A 16,356-nucleotide genomic window follows, 5' to 3' on the forward strand; every position below is an offset into this window, starting at 1 on the left:
CATATTATACACCCATGAAGGAAACATCTCGCGTACATAAAGTGGAATCACTTCCCACAATCTTTCCCCGTTTTATGGAAATAAGCAGTGCTATTTTGCCTTGGCTAACTATCATAACATTGTGCTTCCTTATCTTAGGACTCATCCTAGTTATACACTCTCCTGATGATTATCAACAAGGGATCACCGTTAAGATTATGTATATTCATGTACCTTTTGCATGGTTATCTACCTTTTGTTATATAATAATGAGCGTTTCCGCACTAGGAAGTTTGATTTGGCATCATCGGCTCGCTGATGTAGCACTGAAGTGTGGCGCACCTATCGGAGCAATTTTCACAGCCTTAGCTCTCATGACAGGAGCTCTTTGGGGGCATCATACATGGGGGACATGGTGGGTATGGGATGCACGACTAACATCAGTTTTTATCCAGTTTTTTATCTATCTTGCCATTATCATGCTTGCTCGTGCTTTTCATAACCAAACAAAAGCTGCGCATGCCACAGCAATTCTAACACTAATTGGATTTGTGAATATCCCCATTATCAAATTTTCTGTTAATTGGTGGAATACACTCCATCAATCAGCCTCACTTTTACGTTTAGGAGGAACAACAATCGACTATACTATGTTATGGCCACTCATAACAATGATACTTTGTTTCACTTGCATGTTCGTTTTGTTATACGTGATAGCCATGCAAAACGAAATCAATAGTCGTTATATTCGGACACTACAAATTAAAAAAGCCCATCGTGCATGACATCAGGATTCTTTACTATGCTCAACTTAAATAGTTCTCAAGGCGGACTTTTAGGAAACCTGTCTCAGCAAATTGACTTTTTTCTTAGCGCCCTTCATCATGGACAAATTGTTATTTTAAGCTACATGCTTTCCACAATTTCTCTTCTTTGTTTTCTTGGATACATCCTTTACAAAAACATATACCAAAAAAAAATTCTGCGACAATTAAAAGAAAAAGAATTGTTTCAAAAAGAAAAATGTAATGAAAATCATCCCTCAAAAACCTAAAAAAGGTATATTTCTTCCAATTTTGTTCGGTATAGTTGGATTTTTTTTGCTTTTTTTCTTTATCATTATACTTCTCTTCAGCTTTATGAGTAGAAAGTCCTCCAAGGAGACTTCTTTTGCCCTAAATGCATTAGCTGGAAAATCCGCTCCTAAAATCAATCTTCCCTCACTTAATAATGATAACCATTTAGATTCAGAACAGTTTAAGGGGCGTGTAACATTGATCAATTTTTGGGGATCGTGGTGCCTACCTTGTCGCCAAGAGCATCCGCTTCTTATGAAAATTGCACAAGATCAACGTTTTGATCTTATCGGAATTAATTTCAAGGATAACAAAGAGAATGCCAAACGCTTTTTAACGATTTTTGGCAACCCTTTTAAATTTATTGGCTTTGATGTTTTAGGACATACCGCCATTAATTGGGGAGTGTATGGACCACCAGAAACCTTTCTCTTAGATAAAAAGGGCATTATCATTACCAAACATGTCGGTCCCTTAACATGGCAAATTTATCAGAAAAAAATCTTACCGCAAATCGAAAAGGCTATAATGACAGAAAGAATTCTTAACGGCACATAATCATGCAGTAACGTTGAAAGATAAAACTCAGATGAGCAAATCTAGCAAAGGGACTTTTATACTCAAATATACATTTCCGTAAAATTCCCCTCTAATACGGATTATATATTTAAACTAGTACGCAATAATCAAATATAGAAGTCAACATCAAGTGACATCTCGAATATTATACTCTTATTCTCCGTTTTTCAGATATTGGCTGAAACGCTATTTTGGCGTGAAAAGCACAATAAGGACTACTTTCACCAGAATCAGCACCACAAAAATAAAAATCTGATGACAAAGGATCTCCAACTGGCCATCTACATGTATTTTCACTCAACTGCAAAAGATTAAGATGGCGCGATATAGGCACAACCACATTTGATTTTTCTTGCATATCAACTGCTGTTACATCCTCAGCCACAAATGCCACCTTTAAAGTTGCTGTTCCAGCACTGCTAGGTGCAACACTTGTTGGTAATATCGTTGATGTTGTACGACGCACCCGCGAAGCCGATAAATTAGAACCCGCCAGTGTTTTTTGCACGCGTGACACTGCCTGTGCTGTTTTCCCACGTCCTGGTAATTTTAATCGATGCACTTTACCGATCACTGCATTCCTGCTAACTCCTCCTAATTGAGCCGCAATCTGGCTTGCGCTTAAACCTTCACTCCACAACTTCTTAAGAAGTTCAACACGTTCATATGTCCAACCCATAACCAGTACTCCATTTCGATTATCTCATTGAGATGCACCCCTTTACACCTCCAAAGGTCTTAATCATGTTTTCAATAAGTCGAAAAAAATCTTTATACTCTACCCGAGCACAAAAACCTCACTCAATTTGTGGAAGTTACAAATCAAAGCGTAATTTCGCTTGCTGATTTAAGTTACAATATGCACTGACTCCATGACAAGAGTCTTTCCCTTTTTAAGAGTTTATTTAGAATGTTTTCCCCAACTTGCGAATCAACTATAGGAAAGATTTTCTTTTTTCTTAAAGTTTTTTACATGAATTCATTTTTGTAAGACCCTCATTGACTTTTTGCTAATCAATGCAATCATCTATAATATGCTCAGCTAATTTATCATAATGACACAATCTATAGCTGAAGTATTGTTTTGTTTGCCGTATGCAGAGCCAAAAACATAAAGGAAAAATGATGAATACTACCACTATACAGCCACTTTATGAATGCTTTGCTCGACGTAATTTGCGTTTTAAACAAGGTAATGGTGTATGGCTCATTTCTGATAAAGGAGAGCATTATCTTGATTGTACATCTGGAATTGCTGTTAATGCATTAGGATACGCCCATACAAAATTAATTAATACTCTCAAAGTTCAGGCTGAAAAGCTGTGGCATGTTTCTAATCTTTTTGAATCTCCTGAACAAGAGCTTCTTGCTGCACGGCTTTGTGAAAACAGCTTTGCCGATAAAGTCTTTTTCTGCAATTCTGGTGCAGAAGCACTAGAATGCGCATTCAAAACTGCTCGTCACTATCATTATGCAGCTGGTTATCCAACACGCGTTGAAATTATTACTTTTGAAGGAGCATTTCATGGACGAACACTCGCAACGCTTGCTGCTACTGGGCAAGAAAAATATCTCGAAGGTTTTGGACCAAAAGCTGGTGGATTTCTTCAAATTCCCTTTTGTGATGAAATTGCTTTGCGTAACGCTATCAATAAAAATACCGCAGCCATCCTTATTGAACCTATTCAAGGAGAAGGAGGAATAAGAACGGTATCTCATAAGTATTTAAAACTTTTACGCAAAATATGCGATGATAATGATCTGTTGTTAATTTTGGATGAAGTTCAAACTGGAATTGGACGCACAGGAAAACTTTTTGCTTATGAATGGAGCGATATCATACCTGATATTCTTACTCTCGCAAAAGGACTGGGTGGCGGTTTTCCATTAGGAGCGTGTCTTGCAACAGATAAAGCTGCAAAAAGCATGACACCAGGTACCCATGGATCAACCTTTGGAGGGAATCTTCTTGGGATGGCAGTAGGCAATAGTGTTCTTGACATCATACTAGAACCAGACTTTCTTAACCATATTCAGTATATGGGACATAAGCTAAAAAGTAGAATTTCAACCATTATAAATGCCTATTCTGACATTATCTGTTCTATCCATGGTGTGGGGCTTATGCTTGGTATTCAATGCATTGTACCCTCTAATATTGTCATAAATGCCCTAGAGAAGGAATATCTTTTGGCTGTTGCTGCAAATAACAACATAGTGCGCTTATTACCTCCCCTTATCATTACAGAACAAGAAGTAGATGAAAGCTTGTATCGTATTGAAAAAGCTATCGCTTACCTTTCGCGAACAAACAAAAAATGGTAAATGTTAACATTATAATACTTAGATCCTCGCCACTTCACTGCTTATCTATTTGACCTTCGCAAAAAATGTACATTCTTATAAGTCATGCGGTATTTTTTCAAAGCAAATTTCAAAACAGAAAACGTTTAAAACTTTTTATTGGTAAAATGCTAGCAATTTATGAACATCGTCATAATGTAAACTACAGAATACATTATCAGATGCTCTCATTGGCGTAATATACTCAAAATCCTTCATTAGCAGCGTAATAGACAGCATGCTTTCTTGTTATTTTACAGAGAGCTTTATTTCTTTAAAAGTACAGTAAACCAATTTTTAGCAAAATATTTATGCAGAAATGGTACTAATGCTCTCTGTCTTCTAATCAACGCAACAAGCTCTTTTTACCTTCTTTATATTTTGCTATACTGAAATATAATGAATTATAAGCAAAATATGTCCATTTACCATATATGAATTAAGCTCGCTAACAATCTCCCAAAATTATCGAAGATATCGGATGCATTATAACGGACGTATAGGTTTTCCTAAAACAAAAGCTTTATTCACAGTAACCGCTCCATATCTCAACTTCACCAAGTCAATGAAACCTCAATGATTAGACTAAGTTTGACACCTTCTCTTCATACGCTTATCTGCTTGTTCATTATGATTAAGAAATCATAGATTTTACATTCGATGAACCGCATTATATCGGTTGACAAAATTAAAATTTTCTCATGCACAAAAAGTAGTTCCTTCATGGTGTTTACAAGCTATATTTTTCTCTCCACAATGATTAGCAAAAGCAAATCACATAAAAGGCAAAGATATGAGCGAAGAGCACGAACAAGCTAAAAATGAAATCTCTCTTAATAATGTCGACTTGAACGAAGACGATACAGTTATTCCCTTTCAAGTTGAAGAACTTGATATTCGTGGACGTGTTGTACAACTTGGAGAAGCTTTAAATTCTATTCTTACAAAACACCAATATCCTGAACCCGTTTCTTACCTTTTAGCCGAAGCGTTGGTTTTAACCGTTCTGCTTGGGACTTCTCTGAAACTTAAGGGGAAATTTATTTTACAAACAAATTCCAATGGACCCGTTAATATATTAGTGTGTGATTTTTCTCCTCCCTCTAGTCTGCGCGGCTATGCTCGTTTTAATGAAGAACAGCTAAAACAAGCTATAGCCAACGATCAGATATCTTCAAAAACACTCCTTGGCGAAGGAACTTTAGCTTTTACCATTGATCAAGGTGCTCATACACAGCGCTATCAAGGAATTGTTGCATTAGATGGATCAAATTTACAAGAAGTTGCCCATACCTATTTTGACCAATCAGAGCAAATTCCAACCGATATTCGTTTAGCAGTCGCTATCTTAATTAAACGTGATAAACAAGGAAAATCACAAAAAAGCTGGCGTGCTGGAGGTATTTTGACGCAACTTTTACCACAGACATCACATCACCATATAATGTATGAACCCTATAAACAACCAGAAAAAACCAAAACCCGAGCTCAACTTGAAAATCAATGGCAAGAAGCTAAAGCGCTTACTGCAACCATTGAAAGTACAGAACTGACAGATCCTCAAATCGGTAGCAAAAAACTATTATTTCGTCTTTTCCATGAGCAAGGTGTTAGAGTTTTTGAACCTCTTTCTCTTGTAAATAAATGTTCCTGTTCGCGTGAAAAAATTAAAGAAATACTGGAAGGATTTCCCACTGAAGAACGTATTCAAATGGTTAAGGACAAATATATTTCAGTCACATGTAAATTTTGCTCAACAACTTATCGTTTTAAACTGCAAGAACTGTCTGAAAAAGAAGCAAGATAAATCTTTTCATAACAAAATGCCAATGGCACCCAAAACTAATTTAATTATGCCATTGCACCTTAGCACCACCTAAGATCAACTATTAAAATTTTATTTAGCAATAAGTAACCAATAACTCTTTTGTAAAATTACCGTAGTAAATATTATCGTCCATAAAAATTAGCAATAAAAAGCAAATATCACGGAAAAATTCCGCTTTACCTCTAATCCAAGAAAATATAACATGCAAAATATTCTCTTTGATGAAATCAAATTAAATCTAAAACAGCTCCGAAAATATCATACCTTTCCCTCCTATACAAAGCGGCGTAATCGAACATAGAGCGCGCCATCGCCCCCATGATGACGAGCGGCACGCTCAAACTCATGAACATAATACCGAAAAGCTGGCGTTGATAACCAATGAGGAACAAATTGGTACAAAACACCATGATTCCCACGCAATCTACCTTTTCCTGTAATGACAAGCACATAGCGTAACCCACTTTGCAGAGATGATTGCAGAAAATTTTTTAATAAAAAATAAGCCTCTTCCTGCACACAACCATGAAGATCAATACGGGCTTCAATAGGATAACGACCTTTGGCAATTTTACGATGTGTAACGTAATCTAAGAGACGAACCTTATGTTCTTGTACAACTATCTTCTCTTTTACCATCCATTTCTCTTTGTTGATTTTCCTGAAGAAATGGAAAGTTTTGTGTTATATATTGTTTCTTATTTTTGATATTTGCAACATCTTCTGGAATAGAAGGATGAAATTTATCATGAAGCGGTATTGTAGTACAACAAACCTTCTCCCACAAAAGACGATCTTGTGAGATTAATGGATTCCTTTTCTTCCTTTCATCCATAGCCATTTTAATTTTTAATCTCTAATAAATCCTTATTCACACGGTTTTATCGATGATAAAAAGTTTCAATTTTCATCTTCTGTCGCAAAAAGCTTCCAATTTGGATCTGGCGATAAGCTATTGCGAACAAAAGTCCAAACATCTCTAATTTCTACAATAGTATCAGGATCACCATCTATGCGTTCCTCTTGCTTATTGTAAGTTACAGAAATCATTTCACTCACAATACGTACAGTCAAAAATTCTTCTTTTTCTTGCATTTTTGCCGCAACAAACTCGATATTATTAACTCCAACAAAAGTAAACTCAACTCTTTCACCGTTTTTCTCGCGTTGCTCAATAGCCGAACAAAAGCTTTCAAAAACACCCTGAGAAAGTAATCTCTTAAGTTGAACGCGATCACCTTTGGCAAAAGCTGTCACAATCATTTCATAAGCAACTTGAGCACCCTTTATAAAAAATTTAGGAGAAAAATGAGGATCACTTTGGCAAATAGCTCGCAAGCCTTCATTCAGTACGCTTCCTTCAGGTGAAATTGCATCAATTTCGCTAAAATCGCTTTTTTGCGAATTAGCTTGATGAGGGAACGAAACAACACTGTCATCTGTTTCTGTTTCAGTTTGTTTTTTAGAAGAACCAGAATAAGGATCGAAAGGAGGCTTTTCAAAACCAATCCGTTTTCCTAACACGTTACGCAGTTGCACAAAAACGGCAACCATAATAATAAGAGCTACGACAAGTACAACGTCAAATTCCATGGGCACTGTCAATCTCCAAACTTAAGATGATCTATAATAAATACTTCAGTCAATATCATTTATAAATAAACATGTAAAATAAGGAATTTACTATTCAAATATTTTTACAATCTTTAATATAACCTTAATATAAGTCTTAAAAAGGTAGCTCTCAATAATGTTCCACCTTAAATTTTAAAAAAGAAGTTTTCATGTGATCAAATTTTATCCTATAAATCCTCGTTTTTTTATCACAATCATTCTCGGCGCTCTTCTAGTTGAAATTGCTGGCTTTATCTTTGTTGGAAAAAGAATTGGAATTTTTGCAACTTTAGGTTTAGTTGTCCTCACAACAGTGGCAGGAAGTGTTTTATTGCGAATTCAAGGTATTAGCCTTTTAAAAAATATACAACGGGAGCTTATCCAAGGGCATACACTGGAAAATTATATAGTCAATGATACTTTCATCATTATTAGTGCGATTTTACTTATTCTTCCCGGATTTATAAGCGATCTTTTGGGAATATTACTCCTTATTAAACCAATTCGCACTGTTATTTGGCGTTTATTTGTATCATTTAACAATAAAACCAATAGCTATAAGAATAGTGCCAACACCAAAAATAAATCTGAAAAAATAATTGAGCTTAAAGCAGAAGATTATCAAGTTTATAATGAAAAAGAATCGCCATGGCGTAAAAACGATGATAACTATTGAAATACCTCAAAAATTTGCCATAAGCATAAAAATAATTAAAGACAAAGAGAGCATTTCTTGCAACCTTTTATGAGGCGTGATAACCAATTTGTCTTTAGATTTAAAATAGAAATACACACATTATGATGAGAGGTTCGTAATATGGCCGAAAGTGAGATTAACAACAATAGTGGAGAGCCAGTCTTTGCTGTATTAACGCAATATTTAAAAGATTTTTCATTCGAGAACCCCAGTGCCCCTCGCTCATTGCGCCCACGTGAAAAGGCACCCAAAATTGATATTGATATTAATGTTAATGCTAACCCAGTTGGTGATGACAATTATGATGTTGTTTTATCTCTCTCAGTCAAAGCTTACGATGACACAGAAATATTGTTTCACGTAGAATTGATTTATGGTGGTATTTTTCATCTTAAAAATATTCCGCAAGAACATGTCACGCCACTCGTTTTTATCGAATGTCCTCGTCTTTTATTTCCATTTGCTCGGCAAATCGTATCCGATGCTACCCAAAATGGTGGCTTTCCACCTTTGTGGATTGATCCAATTGATTTTGCAGCCTTGTTCCAAAAACGTATAGCTGAAGAACAAAAAAACAGTCCAACACAACCATCTTAAAAATTTATTTTTTAATTATAAAAAGGCCCTGAAATATCAGTGGCCTTTATTTTTTTTATAATTTTTTTGCATGGTAAGCAGCCAGCGTTGCAATATTAACAACATCTGTATCATTTCCACTAAACGGTACAATTTGGACAGATCTTTCCAATCCAATTAAAATAGGACCCATAATAGTTGCTTCACCAAGCTCTTGCAACATTTTGCTGGCAATAGAAGACGCATGATATCCAGGCATTATTAAAATGTTAGCAGGTTCTGTTAAACCCATAAAGGGGTATTGCTGCATCAATTTCGAATTGAGCGCCACATCAGCACTCATCTCTCCATCAAATTCAAAATCAACCTTGCGTTCACGCAAAATATTAATAGCACCCTGAATATGCTGTGTAACCTGTCCCCCTTTCAGATAGACGAAAGTAGAAAATGCTACAAATGCTACTCGTGGCTGATATCCCAAGCCACGAACAAAACAGGCTGCCTGTTCCGCTATGTCAGCAAGTTCTTTAGCATTAGGCTCCTCATAAACAGCTGTGTCCGCAATAAAAACAGTTCGTCCACGGCAAATAGCCATTGAAATACCAATCAATCGCTCGTTTGGTTTCTCATTAATTGCTCGGCGTATATCGATCAATGCTGTTTCATAATTGCATATCACTCCTGTAACCATTGCATCAACATCCCCTAATGCAACCATACAAGCAGCAAAATAATTGCGATCATTATTGATACGACGATAACAATCACGCAATAACCAACCTTGACGCTGCATCTTTTGATACAGATAATTAGCATAAGCATCAGTACGATGGGAAAGCTTGGCATTCATAATAGAAATACCTTCCCGCTCAAGATCAATTCCAGCAACAGCAGCGGTTTCCTTAACTTGCTCTTCACGACCAACTAAAATTGCCTGCCCAAGCTTTTGATGAACATAGGAAACAGCTGCCCGCATTACTTGCTCTTCCTCACCTTCGGCAAAAACAATTTGTTTTGGCGCTTGGCGAACATGATTATAAACACCACGCATCGCAGAAGAAATAGGATTACGCCTTGCATTCAAATCACGCTCATAAGCCTCTAAGTCATCAATGTGCTTCTGCGCAACGCCGCTTTCCATCGCTGCTTTTGCCACCGCAATTGAAACAACTGTGAACAAACGCGGATCAAAGGGAACAGGAATGATATAATTTGGACCAAATTTTAACCGCTTTCCACGATAAGCTTCCGCAACGCTATCAGGCACTTCTTCATGCGCTAAATTTGCAAGAGCTCTTGCTGCAGCGATTTTCATGTCTTCATTGATAACCGTCGCACGCACATCAAGCGCACCACGAAATATATAAGGAAAACAAAGAACATTATTAATCTGATTTGGATAATCTGAACGCCCTGTTGCAATAATGGCATCATGACGCACGCGCATAACCTCTTCTGGTGTAATTTCTGGATCAGGATTAGCCATAGCAAAAATAATCGGCTTAGGTGCCATCGATTGTACCATTTCAGAAGTAATTGCCCCTTTAGCAGAAACCCCAAAGAACATGTCAGCGCCTTCCATTGCCTCAGCAAGAGTGCGCTTATCCGTTCGAATAGCATGAGCCGCCTTCCACTGATTCATCCCCTCTTGACGACCTTCATAAACAACTCCCTTAGTATCACATAATATGATATTTTCAGGTGGGAATCCCATCGCTTTAATAAGTTCGATACAAGCAATTCCTGCTGAACCAGCACCATTACAAACTAGTTGGGTATTTTTCATATCGCGCCCAGTTAAATATAAAGCATTGAGCACGCCAGCAGCAACAATGATCGCTGTACCATGTTGATCGTCATGAAAAACAGGAATATTCATTATCTCGCGCAAGCGACTTTCAATCATAAAACACTCAGGCGCTTTAATATCTTCAAGATTAATACCACCAAAAGAAGGTTCTAAATGACGCACCAGATTGATGAAGCTTTCTGTATCATTTGTATCAACTTCCAGATCGATTGAATCAATATCTGCAAAGCGCTTAAAAAGCACTGCTTTGCCTTCCATTACTGGCTTAGATGCCAGAGCACCTAAATTTCCTAAACCTAAAATAGCAGTTCCATTTGATATAACAGCAACAAGATTGCCTTTCGCCGTATAATCATAAGCAAGTGCTGGATTTTTGGCGATTTCTCTAACCGGAACAGCAACGCCTGGCGAATAGGCAAGTGCTAAGTCATGCTGTGTTGCCATAGGTTTTGTTGCAACAATTTCAAGTTTTCCTGGCTGACCACGACTATGAAAATCAAGAGCTTCACGCTCACTGGGACTATGAACCGTTTGACATGTTTGCTGATCTTGTTCACTTTTTTTCATATTAATATATTTTCTCCAAAAACAGTATTACCCTGTTCGATAATGCGTGCGACTGTCTGATTTTAAAATTTGATTCATATGCCAAAAATCGCTATGCTCATTCTAGCAGCCCTAATCATGCGTTTCAATTCAGAGATAGTGAAGATAGATATTGAAGTAAATAAAAAAGATATAGAACCCCTCTATTGAAGGAAATGAGCGCATAAAAATGGATAAAAAGACCGACAATAAAAATGATTTAATCTCAAATCTCGTGCCCTCATCTGCTCCACATCAAGAACGCCTCACACCTATGATGGAGCAATATATCGAAATCAAAGCAGTCAATAACGATTCTCTTCTCTTTTATCGTATGGGTGATTTTTACGAATTATTTTTTGATGATGCAATTGAAGCTGCTCAAGCTTTAGGAATCACACTTACAGCGCGCGGCAAACATTTGGGTAAAGATATTCCCATGTGTGGTGTTCCAGTTCATGCTGCAGATGATTATTTGCAAAAATTAATTTCCTGCGGTTATCGCGTCGCTGTTTGTGAACAAACAGAAAATCCAACAGAAGCTAAAAAACGTGGAGCAAAATCAGTCGTTCGGCGCGATGTTGTTCGTCTTGTTACACCTGGAACCATAACAGAAGAAAAACTTCTTGACCCAACACGCGCAAATTATTTGATGACACTTTCCCGCATCAAAACTAGTAATGAAGAAGAATTTGCCCTCTCTTGGATTGACATCTCAACAGGTATATTTCGAGTAGCAGAAAGCCGCCATGAAAAACTTTTGGCAGATATTATGCGTGTGGACCCACAAGAAATTATTGTAGCTGACTCCTTTTTTCATGATAAATCTCACAAGTCGCTTTTTAATGTTCTTGATCGTATTGTTTCACCTCAACCAGCGAATCTTTTCGATACAATCACTGCTGAACGCGACATTTGCGATTATTTTAAACTTTCAACTCTTAAAGGTGTTGCCGACTATTCACGCCCAGAGATTTCTGCAATCGCCGCAGCTATTCGTTATATTGAAAAAACGCAAATTTCTCATCGCCCCCCTCTCATGCGCCCTGAGCGACAAAATGAAAGCGCAACCCTTTTTATTGATGCCGCTACCAGATTGAGTCTTGAGCTTGTTCGAACCACATCTGGTCAACGTGATGGAAGCTTACTAAAAGCTATTGATCGTACTGTTACAGGAGGAGGAGCACGTCTTCTTGTTGATCGCTTAATTGCACCTCTAACTACACCTTCAGCTATTGATAGACGCTTAGATTCGATTGCTTTTTTCTTGCAAAATATGTCTCTTGCAGAAGCCATAAAGCTCATTTTAAAAGGGGGACCAGATATGCCTCGTGCCGTTTCACGTTTGGCTCTTGGACGAGGAGGACCACGTGATATGGCTGCAATTCAGCATGGTTTTGAAATCATTCGTGAACTCAATCAACTTCTTGATAGCCAATTGCTTCCTCAAGAAATAAGCGATATACAACAGGTTTTTTCACACTTACCTGCCGCTTTACATTTGCATTTAGAACAAGCATTAGCTGATGATCTCCCGCTGCTTAAACGTGATGGTGGCTTTATTCGCCCTCATTATCATAAAGAGCTTGATGAAATGCGTGCTCTGCGTGATGAATCTCGCCGTGTCATTGCGGAACTGCAAGCACAATATGCTCGAGAAACAGATATTAAAACACTCAAAATAAAGCATAACAACATTTTAGGCTATTTCATTGAAGTAACCAATTTACAAGCGCCTGCTCTCACAAATACCCCACAAGCAAAAGCACGTTTTATTCATCGACAAACAATGGCAAACGCTATGCGTTTTACCACAACAGAACTTGCTGAACTTGAAAGCCGCATTGCTCATGCAGCTGGTCATGCTATGTCTCTTGAACTAGAAATTTTTGATAGTCTTGTTAATGAAATTACTGAGCAAGTTGATTTCATTCGTAAAGCTGCTGAAGCACTTTCTATTTTAGATGTATCCGTTGCTTTAGCGCATTTAGCTGAAGAGCAAAACTATTGCCGTCCGAAAATTGATCAGTCACTTACCTTTAATATCACCGCTGGACGTCATCCTGTAGTAGAGCAAGCATTACGAAAGCAAGCAGCAGAACCATTTGTTGCCAATAATTGCGACCTCTCTGCGCAAAAAAACCATCAATATGCAGCAATCTGGCTATTGACAGGTCCCAATATGGGAGGAAAATCAACTTTTTTACGGCAAAATGCTCTTATCGCTATTATGGCGCAAATGGGTTCTTTTGTTCCAGCCACAGCAGCTCATATTGGTGTTGTTGATCGTTTATTTAGTCGTGTTGGAGCTTCTGATGATCTTGCTCGAGGACGCTCAACCTTTATGATGGAAATGGTCGAGACCGCAACGATTCTTAATCATGCCAGTAGCCATTCCCTTGTTATTCTTGATGAAATCGGACGAGGCACATCAACTTTTGATGGGCTTTCAATTGCGTGGGCAACAGTTGAATATCTTCATGAAGTTAATTGCTGTCGTGCTATTCTCGCTACACATTTTCATGAAATGACAGCACTTACCGAAAAACTTAACCGCCTCCATAATGTAACAATGAAAGTCAATAATTGGAATGGCGATGTGGTTTTTCTACATGAAGTTACGCAAGGAGCTGCTGATCGATCTTACGGAGTACAAGTTGCAAAGCTTGCTGGGCTTCCTCCTGCAGTTATTACACGAGCTACAGATGTTCTGCATCAATTAGAACGAGGCGAAATGTCTGGAAAAGGACATAAATTAATTGATGATTTACCACTATTATCCCTGAAAACAACATCTTTTACCAATGAAAAAACAAACAAACATTGCGCACTTCATAAAGCTTTAAAAGAGATTCATCCTGACGAACTCTCTCCTAAAGATGCTTTAGAAGCACTTTATCGCCTCAAACAACTTGAAAAAAGTGAATCCTTATAAAAATCAAAGACAGCATTTATCTTTGATTATTTTGACTGTCTTTATATTTACTGTGCTTTTGTATCTACAAAGCATATAAAAATTCATGCAGAATATTTTATAAGCTATTATTTTTCATGCAAACCAGAGCAAAATCCGCACTAGCTTTAAAGCATATTCATAATAATAATAAATTAAAATATCTCGCTAAACCAATAAACAACCTGCTAGAATATTGGCAAAAAGATACAAAGAAGCTCTAAAAATCTTGTTTATCTTCTTTAAGAAAGCTTCTTTACTATCAAACATTACGAACAGCACCCTTTGCAGCGGAAGTTGTCATAGCGGCATAAGCTTTAAGAGCTTTTGAGACTTTACGCTTACGCTCCTCAATTGGTTTCCACGCTGCATTTCCCTTTTTTTCCATTTTAGCACGACGATGCATAATCTCAATGTCATCAACTAACATGTTAATGGTACGGTTAGGAATATCAATTTCTATTATGTCACCCTCTTCCACTAAAGCAATTTCTCCTCCTTCAGCAGCTTCTGGTGAAATATGTCCGATAGAAAGTCCTGAAGTTCCTCCTGAAAAGCGACCATCTGTTATAAGTGCACAAGCCTTTCCTAATCCTTTAGATTTAAGATAACTCGTTGGATAAAGCATTTCCTGCATTCCAGGTCCACCGCGTGGACCTTCATAGCGGATTAAAACAATATCACCTGACTTAATTTTGTCTGTTAAAATCGCCGAAACAGCAGACTCTTGACTTTCAAAAATCTTTGCGAATCCCCTAAAAGTTAAAATGGATTGATCAACACCTGCTGTTTTTACAATACAGCCATCTTTCGCAAGATTTCCGTAAAGGACTGCCAGTCCTCCATCTTGCGAATGTGCATGTTTAACATCTCGAATCACACCCTTTTCACGATCAAGATCAAGAGTATTATAGCGACAAACTTGACTAAAAGCTATTTGCGTTGAAACACCACCTGGTGCTGCACGATAAAATTCGTGAGTTGCTGGCTCATTAACCTGTTTCACATCCCATCGGCAAAGAGCTTCTTTCATCGTTTTAGCATGAACTGTATAAACAGATGTATCAATGAGTCCAGCTGCATCCAATTCTCCTAAAAGCCCCATAATACCACCAGCACGGTGAACATCTTCCATATGTACATTAGCAATAGCAGGTGCAACTTTACATAAAACAGGAACACGACGCGAAAGACGATCAATATCCGTCATAGTAAAATCCACCTCACCTTCTTGCGCTGCTGCTAAAAGATGCAGTACAGTATTGGTTGATCCCCCCATGGCAATATCAACGGTCATCGCATTTTCAAAAGCCTTGCGCGAAGCAATAGAACGCGGCAAAACTGTCTCATCACCTTTTTCATAATAATTCCTAGCTAATGTAACGATTTGTCGTCCAGCTTCTTCAAAAAGCATCCGACGATCCGCATGTGTTGCTAACATGGATCCGTTTCCAGGAAGAGAAAGCCCTAATGCTTCTGTAAGACAATTCATAGAATTCGCGGTAAACATTCCTGAACAAGAACCACATGTAGGACAAGCTGCACGTTCCATTTCAGCAACTTCTTCTTCTGAATTATGTTCAGAAGCCGCAGCAATCATTGCATCAACTAAGTCAACATGAATTTCTTTATTTTTCCATTTAATTTTGCCTGCCTCCATAGGACCACCTGAAACAAAAATTGTTGGAATATTTAACCGTAAAGAAGCCATTAACATCCCAGGAGTAATTTTGTCACAATTGGAAATACATACTAATGCATCAGCACAATGAGCATTGACCATATATTCAACAGAATCCGCAATAATTTCACGTGAAGGCAAAGAATAAAGCATTCCATCATGCCCCATAGCAATTCCATCATCTACAGCAATTGTATTAAACTCCTTCGCGACACCACCGGCTGTAGTTATTTCTTGTGCAACCAGTTGTCCAAGATCCTTTAAATGTACATGCCCTGGTACAAATTGTGTAAAAGAATTAGCAATTGCAATGATAGGTTTACCAAAATCAGAATCTTTCATACCCGTTGCACGCCAAAGACCGCGAGCCCCTGCCATATTGCGTCCATGAGTTGATATTTTTGAACGGTAAGAAAGCATTATTTTTTCCCCTCAAATAGTTCCATTTTTCTGTTGTGCTGTAACCAAACTTCAAAAACAAGCGCTTTATTATTAGAAATAGAAAAATGCCTTTTACTGAGACATTTAAACCACAAAACTGCAAAATTCTGTCTCGAACAGTCGCCATTATTCGTACTTTAACAAAGCTTTCTAGTACGATCTTTTGATGTTATTTCTTCTTATTAAAACAGAAA

The 16,356-nt window shown here is 37.6% G+C and carries 12 protein-coding genes and 1 pseudogene; 8 read left to right on the forward strand and 5 right to left on the reverse strand.

Annotated features, from left to right (window positions below; all coding sequences use genetic code 11):
* Positions 1-14 precede the first annotated feature (14 nt).
* Genes V4B18_RS01025 through V4B18_RS01035 form a run of 3 tightly spaced genes read left to right on the forward strand, consistent with a single transcriptional unit; the run spans position 15 to position 1,613 of the window.
* Positions 15-764, forward strand: a complete 750-nt coding sequence (locus V4B18_RS01025) for a heme ABC transporter permease (RefSeq protein WP_455476008.1) — start codon at positions 15-17, stop codon at positions 762-764.
* A 17-nt stretch (positions 765-781) separates the two neighbouring features.
* A complete protein-coding gene (locus V4B18_RS01030; protein ID WP_455476009.1) occupies positions 782-1,033 on the forward strand; it encodes a hypothetical protein in 252 nt (83 codons plus the stop codon).
* On the forward strand, positions 1,008-1,613 hold the full coding sequence (locus V4B18_RS01035) for a DsbE family thiol:disulfide interchange protein (RefSeq protein ID WP_455476010.1): 606 nt from the start codon (positions 1,008-1,010) through the stop codon (positions 1,611-1,613). Before V4B18_RS01030 ends, V4B18_RS01035 begins: the two co-directional genes overlap by 26 nt.
* 166 nt (positions 1,614-1,779) lie before the next feature.
* On the opposite strand, the gene V4B18_RS01040 is transcribed toward V4B18_RS01035, so the two are convergent.
* Positions 1,780-2,313, reverse strand: a complete 534-nt coding sequence (locus V4B18_RS01040) for a GcrA family cell cycle regulator (protein WP_455476011.1) — start codon at positions 2,311-2,313, stop codon at positions 1,780-1,782.
* 446 nt (positions 2,314-2,759) lie between these two features.
* Between V4B18_RS01040 and V4B18_RS01045 the strand changes: the two genes are divergently transcribed.
* Together V4B18_RS01045 and V4B18_RS01050 are read left to right on the forward strand one after the other, a co-directional pair.
* The gene (locus tag V4B18_RS01045) at positions 2,760-3,959 is read left to right on the forward strand and encodes an acetylornithine transaminase (RefSeq protein ID WP_455476494.1); all 1,200 of its coding nucleotides are present in this window, start codon (positions 2,760-2,762) and stop codon (positions 3,957-3,959) included.
* 811 nt (positions 3,960-4,770) lie between these two features.
* On the forward strand, positions 4,771-5,784 hold the full coding sequence (locus V4B18_RS01050) for an Hsp33 family molecular chaperone (protein ID WP_455476012.1): 1,014 nt from the start codon (positions 4,771-4,773) through the stop codon (positions 5,782-5,784).
* 294 nt (positions 5,785-6,078) lie between these two features.
* Here V4B18_RS01050 and V4B18_RS01055 read toward each other — a convergent pair.
* Together V4B18_RS01055 and V4B18_RS01060 are read right to left on the reverse strand one after the other, a co-directional pair.
* Positions 6,079-6,646, reverse strand: a pseudogene (locus V4B18_RS01055) (Smr/MutS family protein).
* Between the two features lie 59 nt (positions 6,647-6,705).
* Positions 6,706-7,398 carry a Tim44/TimA family putative adaptor protein gene (locus V4B18_RS01060; RefSeq protein WP_455476495.1) on the reverse strand — a complete coding sequence of 231 codons (693 nt, stop codon included), beginning with the start codon at positions 7,396-7,398 and terminating at the stop codon, positions 6,706-6,708.
* Positions 7,399-7,591: 193 nt separating this feature from the next.
* On the opposite strand from V4B18_RS01060, the gene V4B18_RS01065 reads away from it, so the two are divergent.
* Together V4B18_RS01065 and secB are read left to right on the forward strand one after the other, a co-directional pair.
* Positions 7,592-8,095 carry an FxsA family protein gene (locus tag V4B18_RS01065; protein ID WP_455476013.1) on the forward strand — a complete coding sequence of 168 codons (504 nt, stop codon included), beginning with the start codon at positions 7,592-7,594 and terminating at the stop codon, positions 8,093-8,095.
* Positions 8,096-8,236: 141 nt separating this feature from the next.
* Entirely contained in the window at positions 8,237-8,713 is a 477-nt protein-coding gene (gene secB / locus V4B18_RS01070; RefSeq protein ID WP_455476014.1) for a protein-export chaperone SecB, read from the forward strand.
* Between the two features lie 55 nt (positions 8,714-8,768).
* Here the strand turns inward: secB and V4B18_RS01075 are convergent, their stop codons facing one another.
* Positions 8,769-11,069, reverse strand: a complete 2,301-nt coding sequence (locus tag V4B18_RS01075) for an NADP-dependent malic enzyme (protein WP_455476015.1) — start codon at positions 11,067-11,069, stop codon at positions 8,769-8,771.
* A gap of 208 nt (positions 11,070-11,277) precedes the next feature.
* Between V4B18_RS01075 and mutS the strand changes: the two genes are divergently transcribed.
* Positions 11,278-14,022 (forward strand): DNA mismatch repair protein MutS, encoded by a 2,745-nt coding sequence (gene mutS / locus V4B18_RS01080; protein ID WP_455476016.1) that lies wholly within the window; start codon positions 11,278-11,280, stop codon positions 14,020-14,022.
* Between the two features lie 280 nt (positions 14,023-14,302).
* Here mutS and ilvD read toward each other — a convergent pair whose 3' ends face one another.
* On the reverse strand, positions 14,303-16,141 hold the full coding sequence (gene ilvD, locus V4B18_RS01085; RefSeq protein ID WP_455476017.1) for a dihydroxy-acid dehydratase: 1,839 nt from the start codon (positions 16,139-16,141) through the stop codon (positions 14,303-14,305).
* Positions 16,142-16,356 lie beyond the last annotated feature (215 nt).

Source organism: Bartonella sp. B17 (genome assembly GCF_053795755.1).